Genomic DNA, 11,214 nt, shown 5'->3' on the forward strand with positions numbered 1-11,214 from the left:
TCCTAAACTCTTCAAACATTGGGATATAGGTATCAAACCTACGGCTGAATAATGGGAGCCGGATGAGCTGAGAGGTTCACGTCCGGTTCTGAGAGAGACTACTGGGGAGGTTCCAGTGGTCTACTTGCCTCCTAACCGGAGTAATCGGGAATAAAGGGGAGTGCAGGAGAATAAAAGAGGATTTAACCCAGTTCCTAAAGGATGAATTGAAGATAGAACTATCTCAAGAAAAAACACTCATCACTCATTCAAAGAACAGGGCAAGATTCTTGGGGTATGATGTGAAAATTAGCCATGATAACCTTACGACCAAAACAACAGCCAATGGACACAAGCAACGTACCCGAACAATGAGTTGCGAACTTTTACTCCCACATGAGGTTTGGAGAAACAAACTGATTGAATATAAAGCGTTGAAAATAGACTCTGCCACAAACAAATGGAAGTCAACACACCGAGCGCATCTGCTTCAAAATGACGATTTAGAGATATTATCAACATACAACGCTGAAATAAGAGGTTTATATCATTATTACAGATTAGCAAACAATGTCTATAAACTTGATAGCTTTAAACACATCATGGAATATAGTATGTATAAGACGTTCGCTAATAAATATAAATCTAGCGTTAAATAGATAATAAACAAATTCAGCATTGACGGTCATTTTGCTGTAAGGTACGAAACAGCAAAAGGTTTCTTTCTTTTACAAGAGACGGCTTCAAGAAACAATCATATGTCTCTAAAGAAGAAAATATAAACACTATCCCTTCGGGAAAAAGCATCATCTATAACAAAACTGGTCTGATAAAAGAGGCTACTAGCGAAACAATGTGAGTGGTGTGGTAAGAAAAACCTGCCACTAGAAATACACCATGTTAAAAAGCTAAAAGACCTTAAAGGCAAGAAGAGATGGGAAAAGCGGATGATTGAACGCAACCGCAAAACCATGGCACTCTGTAAAGAATGCCACCTCAACTTGCACAATGGAAAGCTAGATTGATGAGTGGAGAGCCGTATACGTCGAGAGGTGTACGTACGGTTTGGGGAGGAGTTCTTGGAAACCTATCATGGGAACATGAAAAGGCGGCGGGTTCTTACTCTACTTTATGCCTTGTACATGGACAGGGTGGGAACATCCCCGACAGTGTAAAAATCGATACAGACGAAATTGAAAGATATGGAGGGTATGGTGTAGATGCTACTGGTAATGGTGGGGCGGACCCTTGGGATATAGAAGATGCCGTCTTTTCAGCAGCTCATTATCTCGCTGCTAATGGTGCAACAAATGGAGATGTCGAAGGAGCCGTTTTTGCTTATAATCGTGCTGATTGGTATGTAGATGATGTATTAGATTTGGCAGATAGTTATGTAGACGGATATGTGACTATCGATTTTGATAATCTTCCGAGTGGGAAAGTCGGTGAGTTGGTGCAAGTGGGAACACAGTGGATTGGAGAATCAACCTATGTTTTTGGTGCAGGAAGAAACAGAGACGATCAAGAAGAAGGCATATTTGATTGTTCTAGTTTCGTGCATTGGGCTTTTGAGGAAGTTGGTGTAGAACTAGGAGAGTTACAATCTGTAACAACAGACACATTAAAACATATGGGGCAAAGTGTTTCAGTTAGTGATATACAACCAGGTGATTTGTTTTTTTTCGATACGTATAAGCGAGATGGTCATGTAGGTTCTATGCCGGTGATGGAAAATTTATTGGTGCACAATCAAGTACAGGGGTTAATTTTGAAAGTATGGAAAATGGCTATTGGTCAAATGTATTTAACGGACGTGTGCAACGGATTGGATAAGAGAAACTTTGTGGTTCTTCAAAAGTATCTGGATTATTTCCCTTTTTATTTAAGTAAGCGTCAAATCTTTTACACCTTCTAAACAAACAGAAGCTCTGCCATAATTTCCTTAGCATTTAATTTCAAAGGAGTGTCGCGCGTATGGATCGATTAGAAACCAGGCGACTGTGGGAAGAGCGAATAATGATATTTAAAGCTAGCCGGTTAAGTGTTGCGAAATGGGTTAAAACACAAGATGGTATCACGGAACATCAAGTCAAGTACTGGCTCAAGAAATTTAAAAGAGAAGCTTCTGAAGTCACATCATCATCTTCGAAGTGGTTACCGGTTTCAGTACAGGCAGAAAATAGAAATGAAGCTCAAACAAGCGGCGTCACAATAGATGTTCATGGGGGTCAAGGTGGATGTTTCTGCTCATTTTCATGAAGCAATATTGCGAGATGTCATCAAGGTGTTGAAAACCTCATGATCAATGATCAAAAGGTCGAAAATGTCTATCTTGCTAAAGGTATAACAGATCTACGTAAATCCATTGATGGGTTGGCGGCGATTGTTCAAGAAGGGTTCGATCTGGATCCTTTCTCTCCTTCTATTTTTGTTTTTTGTAATCGGAAACGTGATAAGTTGAAAATTCTTAAATGGGAGCACAACGGTTTCTGGTTACATTACCGAAGGTTGGAGGAAGGACGTTTTGCATGGCCGGAAGAAGACCGAAAGTCTCCTATGCCCATCAGCTATCGACAGTTAAGATGGCTTACCGATCAATCAAAGGAGTGCCCACCCTAAAGTACAGGCAGAAAAAGTGATATAAAATGTCAATAAAAAAAAGGAATGAGTCCGAGTTTGTCGAAAGAGTTATGTATGAAGAATTCAACCGAACTAACCACCGGGGTTTTCTCGCTCGAAGAGCCGAATTGACGTTGCTGACTAAGACGGAATTGTTCTTCATACCATTTAAGTTGGACCGTCAGCTCCGCATTCTTGTTTTCAAGCGAGATCACACGCTCTTCCAATTCTTCAGTTGTATGATGATGGGTATCCCAGGCTATAACAAATTGGGTCCTCAAGTTCACCTATCCGGCTGTTGGGCCCATGCGCGTCTTTAACCCTTTCTCAGAAAGGATTGGATTTCTGTAACCAGATTTTTGATATAGAGCGTGAGCTCAAAGACCGATCTATCCTTTGATGAGGTGTATAAAGAACGTCTAGATGAGCGCAACTTTTGCTGGATGCTTTTTCAGCATGGATTCGAGCCACAAGACCAAAAGTATTACCGAAAAGTGCCTTAGGTAAGGCTGTCGTCTATTGTATAAATCAGATGGACCAGCTCAAAACATTCTTGAAGGATGGAAGATTAGAGGTAGATAATAATCGGGCGGAACGAAGCATAAAACCTTTCGTGATTGGTGGAATTATGTGCGTAAGAACATAATTGAAAAAATTGGAAGTTTAGTAATACATCCAGGAGAGCTCGATCTAGTGCCATCATTTATAGTATGATCGAAACCGCTAAAGAAAAAGACTTGAATCCGTTTCGCTATTTAACGTATCTTTTCGAATCCTTCCAAATATAGAAGAACTAGCTGATTCTGAAATCGACAGGGTATTACCTTGGTCCGCAGACTTACCTGACTTTTGCAAGGTGCCAAATCAATCTAAATAAAGTATAAAATAATCCCGATCTCATTAGAAGGTGGATTATTTGACGCTTACGCTTATCTCACCGGTATCGAAGCACCGAAAAATGAAAAGAAAAAAGAAGAATGTAGGTATGAACCCGAAACACGTCAGCTTTGTTTGTTTGATGTGTTATGAGAAGGAAGACATTCCATATTCAATCGTTCGTGATTTCGATGAAATGGATCCGGGAGATCCAAGTGTTCCACCTATGTTTGCATGTGAAAAGTGTGGTGGAGAGATGTACCCTGAGTATTATAAAGGGGTACATGGAATGGAGTACAACATATCGGATAAGCTCTAGCCAAAAAAGGACCGGGCGGGTTTGGCCGTTTTTTCTTATTTTGAGCTATTTTGGTTAAAATAATGACAAGGTTAGTATATTGATGTAGGATTTAGAATTATATTAAGGCTTTTTTTAAAAAATAAAATTTAATTATAATTCTTTAGTAGTTGAGTTGGATTGCTGTGGAGGGATGATATGTTTAAAGAGTTTATAGGAGATAGAACTCCTAATAATCGTATCTTAAAAGAAATCTATCTATTAATTCAACAATTTGGACCAATTTCAAAGGCAGAATTATTAGAAAAAATGAAATTAAAACCAGCTACATTAACAGACAAAATTGATGAATTATTGAAAAAAGACTATATTCTTGAATGTGGTAGAGGACCTTCTACTGGTGGAAGGCCCCCTATTCTTTATCATATTAAATCAACGTGTAGTTATATGGTTGGTATACAAATTATCCGTTTTACAATAAAAATTGTTTTAGTTGATCTACTTTACAATGTAATTGAAAAAGAAGAATTTCTTGTTACAGCTTTGCATACACCGCATATTTCTATCTTAAAGATAAAAGAAACTATTCAATCTTTTCTGGAGAAGTATCAAATTGCTTTTGATCAGTTACTAGGGATCGGAATCGGAGCGGTTGGGATGTTGGATAGGACGAAAGGAATTATTGTACTAAAAGAATCCCCCTTTGCTCCTGGATGGGAGAATGTCCATATTGTTGAAACTCTGAAAAAGGAATTTCCGGTCAGAATTATTTTAGAAAATGCATCAGATGCTGCTGTACTTGCTAAGTTTAAAAACGTTTCACCGCAAGTTGAAAATATTCTTTATTGTATTAGTAGTAGAGTAATAGGATGTGGAGTTATCACAAACGGGGAACTGATAAGATCTAAAACGGAAAATACTAGTATATATGATCATATGGTTATTGATATAAATGGACGACAATGTTCTTGTGGAAAAAGAGGATGCCTTATTTCATATACGTCACCCTACTCAGTCATGAAAGAAGTCAAGGGAAAATACTCTACCGAACATGGAGGGGATAGAAATCTGGAAGAGGCTCCAATTGATGATATTATTCAGTTTTTGAAACAAGAAAATGTAATAACAAAAGATAACGTCTTAAAATCTGCTTTTTGCCTTGGTGTGGGGGTTGCAAATATTGTCAATTTACTTGATACTGAGTTCGTTATTTTAGACGGACCCCTTATTAATGAATATCCAAATTATTATGAAAAAGTAGTTGAATCGTTAAACAAACACTTAGATAAGAGAGGGCAAGTGAGAATTAGTAAAGTCACTTCAGGAGATAATGCAATAGCTGTGGGGGCTGGAATTTTCGTATTCTATTCTTTTAATCAAACCTAAACTTTTCAAGAACATGATGAAAAGTTAGGTTTTATGGTTAAAAGTGATTGGATAGTAATCTTATTGTCAAAAAAATCTAATAATTAAGATTGACGAATGACAGTTTTTTTGTTACATTCTAACAACGGTAAACATTCAGAAAACTCATATATACTTTGTGTGAAATTCGGTAAAAGTTATCTTTAAAAGATAGGAGTGATTTATGTGAATCAATAGTAGTTCATGCCAAACATTGATAATTGAAATCACCTATTTTTTTACCCACTTTTAACGAAAATCATTTAAAGTTCTAATGTTAAAAGTAGCGTTAGTGTTTACCAACACGATTAACTGTTGCAGTTTAGAAAGATAATTGAATAAAGTACTGTATGCGTTTTCAATGAAGGTTGATAATGTCATATTCTTTTTGATTTTTGGAAAAACATAATAAAATACAAAGGAGAAAAGGTCAATGCATGAATTTAAAAAGGAAGAGGAGCTAAATCACAAAGTAACGAAACAACAGAAAAAAATGGAATCACCACATGCTTTTGTTATTTTATTTGCTGTAATCATTATCATGGCTATCAGTACTTATATTATTCCTGCGGGTGAATATGAAAGGACAACAAACGAAAAAGGGCAAACAATTGTTGTTAATGATACCTACCAAACAGTGGAATCTAATCCGAATGACTTTATTGGTATATTTGAGGTTATCCATAGGGGAATGGTCGAAGGAGGATCGATTATTTTCTTCATTTTTATTGTAGGTGGGGCATTCAATATTCTGCGTGGTACTAACGCTATTGAAGGAGCTTTTGGAAAGATCTCAACAAAACTTGTTGGAAAAGAAATGTATTTGATCCCAGTAATCATGGTCTTTTTTGCGATATTGGGAGGAGCAGTAGGAATGTTTGAAGAAACATTGCCTTTTATTTTAATCTTGATACCTCTTGTTATTGCAATAGGTTTTGATTCTATGGTTGCAACAGCAATTGTTTTTGTTGGGGTAATGGCAGGTTTTACGACCGGCTTTATGAATCCGTTTACAGTGGGTGTGGCACAGGGGATAGCAGAATTACCATTATTTTCTGGTATGGGAGTAAGAATGGTTTTTTGGTTTATTTTTGTAGTCGTCAGTATAGCGTATGTAATGCTTTACGCTAAAAAAGTTAAAGACACCCCAACCAAAAGCCTAGTTTATCAAGAAGATCAAAAAAGAGAGATTAATTTAGAACAGATTCGTCAACAATCTCTATCTACAAGACAATTGATTATACTTGGGGTTTTAGTTGCTACCTTGATTACATTGTCAATAGGTGTATATCATTTTGGCTGGTACATTGTGCAAATCTCTTCCGTGTTTTTAATTATGTGTATTGCCATGGGGATAATTGCAAAAATGGGTGTAAATGAAATTGCCAAGACATTTGTTAAAGGTTGTGAAGAGTTAGTAGTAGGAGCACTAGTTGTTGGATTTGCTTATGGTGCAGTTGTTATAGCTCAAGACAGTAGCACGATTGATACTATTTTATATGGAATTACAAGCGTAGTATCTAAATTACCAAATGATTTTGCCGTTATTGGCATGTATATCACCCAATGTATTATGAATCTATTAGTTGGTTCTGGAAGTGGACAAGCGGCGTTAACAATGCCGATTATGACTCCTTTAGCTGATTTATTAGGTGTTAACCGACAAACTGCTGTACTAGCCTTTCAATTGGGAGATGGCCTAACAAATATTATTGCACCAACAGCTGGCATTCTTCTGGCAGGATTAGCGATGGCTGGGATATCGTATGTAAAATGGGTGAAATTTCTTTGGCCACTATTTTTAATCCAGTTCGTATTGGGCGGCATATTTGTTATGATTGCTCATCTGTTTATTTGGACAGCCTAATTCACAAAATATTAATTGGATAAACTCCGATCTTCTATTGTTATTCATTAGATGATCGTAAGTTTGTCCACGAAAGGAAATCTAATGGATGGAGTGATTCGATGGATTACATAAAACAAGTGGATGAAATGATCGAGAATAAACGTGATTTGTTTATTGACGTAAGTAATAATATATGGGATTATGCTGAAACAAGTTTTGAGGAAAATCGTTCTGCAGAACTTTTATGTAAACGGTTAGAAGAACAAGGATTTAAAGTTAAGAAAGGTATATCCGGGATGGATACAGCTTTTGTCGGGAGTTACGGTAGCGGGAAGCCTGTTGTGGCCATTCTAGGTGAGTACGATGCGCTTGCTGGACTGAGTCAACAAAAAGGGGTTTCAGTTAAAAGTCCTATCGTCCAAGGAGCAAACGGACATGGGTGTGGTCATAATTTATTAGGTACTGGCTCATTTGCTGCTGCAGTGGCGGTAAAAGAATATATGGAGAAACATCATTTACCCGGTACTGTAAGGTATTATGGATGTCCAGCAGAAGAGAGTGGGGACGGAAAAACGTTCATGGTGCGAGACGGTGTGTTTGCCGATGTGGATTTTGCCTTAACATGGCACCCCGCACCTGTTAACGGAATCGCTGTGATGAATGCTCTAGCAACCTATCAAGTATACTTTAAGTTTAAGGGGCGGGCAGCTCATGCTGCAGCAGCTCCTCACCTTGGAAGAAGTGCTTTGGATGCAGTTGAGTTAATGAATGTTGGTGTAAATTACTTGCGCGAACACATCATTCAAGATGCGAGAATTCATTATGCGGTGACAAATACGGGGGGATTTTCTCCAAATGTGGTCCAATCCGAGGCAGAAGTATTGTATTTGATTCGAGCACCAAAAGTACCTCAAGTGGATGAGATTTTTCAAAGGGTCCGTAAAATAGCAGAGGGTGCCGCACTTATGACGGAAACAGAAGTTGATTTTGTGTTTGATAGTGGAACTTCCAACATTATTCAGAACGCTACGCTAGATCGTATAATGGAGGAAAACTTTAAACGATTGGGTTGCGCGGAGTTCAGCGAAGAAGAAAAGAAATTTGCTAGGGACATTCGTGAAACACTATCTGAAGCAGAAAAGAATGATGTGCGGGGCAAAGGTTTAGCTGATAAGGAACTTACCGAAGTCTTTATATCGCAAGAGTTTCAAAAACAAATGACCGGCTCAACCGATGTAGCTGATGTCAGCTGGGTAACTCCTACTGCGCAATGCCTAACTACATGTGTTGCAAATGGCACCTCACTTCACACATGGCAGGCTGTTGCTCAAGTAGGGTCATCGATTGGTCATAAGGGAATGTGGCAAGCTGGTAAGGTAATGGCAGCAACTACTGTTGAAATATTACAAGATGGGCAACTTCTAATAAATGTTAAAGAGGATTTTAAAGCCACATTAGAAGATGAAACATATATGTGTCCTATTCCCGATGAAGTAAAACCTGGAGTGGGTAAGTAATAGTTTAGATGGATACATGTTACAAAGTTTATATTGTTAGAATGTCTATACAGTTACATGAATCAATTTCATAATTGCTTTTTTAAAAATGCAAAAACGTCCAGAAAGTTAAAAGTCAATTTTAAAAATTTCTATTAAGCGACTTGTTGGTGATGATTAAACCTAGCATTTATACGATCGCCGGCTAATTTTGAAGCATTATAAATAAGCGTGATTATGTCAAAGTGAACTTTTGCGCGTTTACCCGTGCGATGACGAACGTTGTTCAGTTGAAAATATTCTTTTAGATATCCGTTCACACGTTCTACTGCAGAACGGCGCTTGAAAATGGTCTTCCACACGTTTGATCCTCGTGCTGGTGCTGTATATTTTAGGAGGTCTATTGTGATTTTTATCTTATATACCTTTTGACAAATGCCATTAGCTAGTGGACAGTCTTTACATTCTTTTGGTTTTGTATATTTTAAGGTTTCATATTTGGCGTCGAAACTATCATAACGATAGGAATGCTCTCGAAAACAACGTGGGTGAAAAATGTTTATCAAAACCTAATGTTTCTCCTTCATTTCGCTTGTTATAGGCAATGATAGATTGTTGTCCCATACGGTGTACCTGCTCGTAAATGGCATCATAATCATAGCCTGCATCCATCGTTTGATAGGTCAAAGAGAGATCGGATAAACGCTCATCGATGCCCTTTAATAACGGAATGGCTGCTTTTCCATCGTTTAAATTCCCTGAGGAAAGGAGGGACTGTAAGATATAATGGCTTGATGTCCCAACGGCTAAATGCCCTTTATAACCATACCAGAAGACATTTTTACCTTCGCTGTTTTTCACACCCCATTTTGGGTCTTGAGGAACGTCAGCACGCAATTCGTCTAATAGAACGTCCAATTGATCTTCTATCTTTTTTTCATATAGAGGTTTATTCGCTTCAATTTCTGTCTTTTCTCTGAGCCATTTTTCACGCTCTTCTTTCGACTTGCGACCTCGTTTTTTAGGGTCTACTTTTGGAGTTTCTTCTTTTGGTGGCGCTTGGTCACGAGCTTTAAAGTGGGTCGAATCAATCGCAACCGTGTCATCGGTGATAAAGCCTTCTAGCATCGCTTGAAGAATGACTTTTTCTTGGACTTCTTCTAGAACATTCGATTCACTTAGTTTCGTTAGAAGTCGAGAATAGGATGCTTCAGAAGGAGTGGCGTCTGAAACTAAGAACCCGCAATTCCGTTTAAAAGCAAGATCGTCATTCAGCCGTTTCACGAGATTTTTAATGGTATGGATACCTTCCACAAATGGAACGAAACAAGAAATAATCATGGCCGGAAGATTTAATTCTTCCGGTGCACCAAGGAGAGACGTTTTACCGACGTTCCTATAAATACGATGAAGATCAATGACCAAAATGATCGCATCATATCGGTCGGTAGGTTCCATATCATCTAAGTCTTGAATGCTAAATAAGCTCGTTTGTCGTATAATGGCCATAGGGAGTACTCCTCCAGTCTTTTTGGTTGTTGTCGTTAACTACCATTATACAGGACTTGGGGAGGTACTTCCTTTTTTGTGTCTTGAAACCCTTGGTGTGTAAGGGTTAATAATTATGAAATTCATTCACACAGGAGGAATAATATGTTTCGAAAAATTAATACAAAATTAGTCGTGTCTTTCACAGCTCTTATTATTGTTATACATACAAGTTTCTACTAGCATGTTTTTCGTTTTGAAAGGTTCCATTGAGGAAAATGCAAGTGAACGAGCAAACTCCGCAATGCAAGAAATGGAAGTGGTGACTAACTTATATTTAGATCAAGCAAGGAAAGTGTGCCCCTATAAAAACCCCACTTAAAGCAAAATAACGATACATATGAAGTACAAAAATAATCTTAACGTAACATTCCTCAGATATAAATAAATTAAAAAGATAAAAAATGAAAACAGAAGAATAGTTCGCATCGTATGTCCACTTGAAAAGCTGTATGAAGCTAACTCGAATGAATATCCGAATACCTCAATGTAGCTCATTTCCCTGGTCTTTCCCTTTGAAATCCAACTTTTAACATTAAGTTAAAAATCATTCCCCCACCAGTTAGTGCTATTAAAAAAATTAAAAAAATCCCTTTAAATGCACAAAGTGTCGTGGAAATTAAGAAGAACTCGAATTTCATTTAAAAACTAATTATAGAGCGTTTTGTTCAGCAGCCTCTAAATTTGCTCCTTGGTCTTCTTTTTATCTTTCTTTAGGTTAAATGTTTTCTCAGTTTTTTTATATTCTTATTATGTACACGATTAGTAATCGCTGGAACATTTACTAGAATATACCTCTCAAAACCCAAAAGGAAAGAACCTTTTGGGTGAAAGTATTCAAATATTTTCAAACTGCTGATACAGTTTCTTTTTCTGTTATTTCATTATTTCGTAGTTTCTCTAAAATAAATTATCACTTAATTTTTTTGATTTCATCTTCTAACTTGTTACTCAAGTTGGACAAAAGGTAACTATAATTATTTTTTACTTTTTCATATATTAGTTTAGCCTCTTCTTCATCATAAAGATGAGAGGTTTTATTCCGATCTACCATCATATCAATCCATTGTTCCCCGTCTTCAATCAAACCATATGCAAATGCCTCTCTTATCGTTGTCCTAGGACTTTTTATTTCAGTAATACCT

At 37.3% G+C, this 11,214-nt stretch carries 12 protein-coding genes and 2 pseudogenes; 11 read left to right on the plus strand and 3 right to left on the minus strand.

What is annotated here, in order from left to right:
* Nucleotides 1–350: 350 nt before the first annotated feature.
* From ACHABW_RS24650 to tnpB, 5 genes and pseudogenes are all read left to right on the plus strand, one after another.
* Entirely contained in the window at nt 351–638 is a 288-nt protein-coding gene (locus ACHABW_RS24650; RefSeq protein ID WP_435759553.1) for a group II intron reverse transcriptase/maturase, read from the plus strand.
* A gap of 207 nt (nt 639–845) precedes the next feature.
* Nucleotides 846–1,004 (plus strand): annotated as a pseudogene (locus ACHABW_RS24655) (hypothetical protein); the annotation flags it as partial.
* Nucleotides 1,004–1,894, plus strand: a complete 891-nt coding sequence (locus ACHABW_RS24660; protein WP_435759536.1) for an NlpC/P60 family protein — start codon at nt 1,004–1,006, stop codon at nt 1,892–1,894. The pseudogene ACHABW_RS24655 and the gene ACHABW_RS24660, both read left to right, overlap by 1 nt.
* A gap of 59 nt (nt 1,895–1,953) precedes the next feature.
* A complete protein-coding gene (tnpA, locus tag ACHABW_RS24665) occupies nt 1,954–2,238 on the plus strand; it encodes an IS66 family insertion sequence element accessory protein TnpA (RefSeq protein ID WP_435759538.1) in 285 nt (94 codons plus the stop codon).
* A 39-nt stretch (nt 2,239–2,277) separates the two neighbouring features.
* A complete protein-coding gene (tnpB, locus tag ACHABW_RS24670; RefSeq protein WP_435759540.1) occupies nt 2,278–2,598 on the plus strand; it encodes an IS66 family insertion sequence element accessory protein TnpB in 321 nt (106 codons plus the stop codon).
* 29 nt (nt 2,599–2,627) lie between these two features.
* Here the strand turns inward: tnpB and ACHABW_RS24675 are convergent, their stop codons facing one another.
* Nucleotides 2,628–2,879, minus strand: coding sequence for a transposase domain-containing protein (locus tag ACHABW_RS24675; protein WP_435759557.1), 252 nt, complete (start codon nt 2,877–2,879; stop codon nt 2,628–2,630).
* A gap of 155 nt (nt 2,880–3,034) precedes the next feature.
* Here ACHABW_RS24675 and ACHABW_RS24680 point away from each other — a divergent pair, with 155 nt between their 5' ends.
* The 6 genes from ACHABW_RS24680 (at nt 3,035) to ACHABW_RS24705 (ending at nt 8,542) form a co-directional block, all read left to right on the plus strand.
* The gene (locus ACHABW_RS24680; protein ID WP_435759542.1) at nt 3,035–3,244 is read left to right on the plus strand and encodes an IS66 family transposase; all 210 of its coding nucleotides are present in this window, start codon (nt 3,035–3,037) and stop codon (nt 3,242–3,244) included.
* A 64-nt stretch (nt 3,245–3,308) separates the two neighbouring features.
* Nucleotides 3,309–3,386 carry a transposase domain-containing protein gene (locus tag ACHABW_RS24685; protein ID WP_435759555.1) on the plus strand — a complete coding sequence of 26 codons (78 nt, stop codon included), beginning with the start codon at nt 3,309–3,311 and terminating at the stop codon, nt 3,384–3,386.
* Between the two features lie 128 nt (nt 3,387–3,514).
* Nucleotides 3,515–3,793, plus strand: coding sequence for a hypothetical protein (locus tag ACHABW_RS24690; RefSeq protein WP_435759544.1), 279 nt, complete (start codon nt 3,515–3,517; stop codon nt 3,791–3,793).
* A gap of 177 nt (nt 3,794–3,970) precedes the next feature.
* Complete coding sequence (locus ACHABW_RS24695) at nt 3,971–5,158, plus strand: ROK family transcriptional regulator (protein WP_435759546.1); 1,188 nt, start codon at nt 3,971–3,973, stop codon at nt 5,156–5,158.
* Nucleotides 5,159–5,609: 451 nt separating this feature from the next.
* Nucleotides 5,610–7,043 (plus strand): YfcC family protein, encoded by a 1,434-nt coding sequence (locus tag ACHABW_RS24700; protein WP_435759548.1) that lies wholly within the window; start codon nt 5,610–5,612, stop codon nt 7,041–7,043.
* A 101-nt stretch (nt 7,044–7,144) separates the two neighbouring features.
* Complete coding sequence (locus tag ACHABW_RS24705; RefSeq protein ID WP_435759549.1) at nt 7,145–8,542, plus strand: M20 family metallopeptidase; 1,398 nt, start codon at nt 7,145–7,147, stop codon at nt 8,540–8,542.
* A gap of 134 nt (nt 8,543–8,676) precedes the next feature.
* Here ACHABW_RS24705 and ACHABW_RS24710 read toward each other — a convergent pair.
* Nucleotides 8,677–10,030 (minus strand): annotated as a pseudogene (locus tag ACHABW_RS24710) (transposase).
* A 952-nt stretch (nt 10,031–10,982) separates the two neighbouring features.
* Nucleotides 10,983–11,214: HI0074 family nucleotidyltransferase substrate-binding subunit (locus ACHABW_RS24715; protein ID WP_435759551.1), on the minus strand; the 232-nt coding region annotated here is incomplete at its 5' end.

It is taken from the genome of Salipaludibacillus sp. CF4.18, assembly GCF_051262595.1.
GTDB classification, from domain to species: Bacteria; Bacillota; Bacilli; order Bacillales; family Salisediminibacteriaceae; genus Salipaludibacillus; species Salipaludibacillus neizhouensis.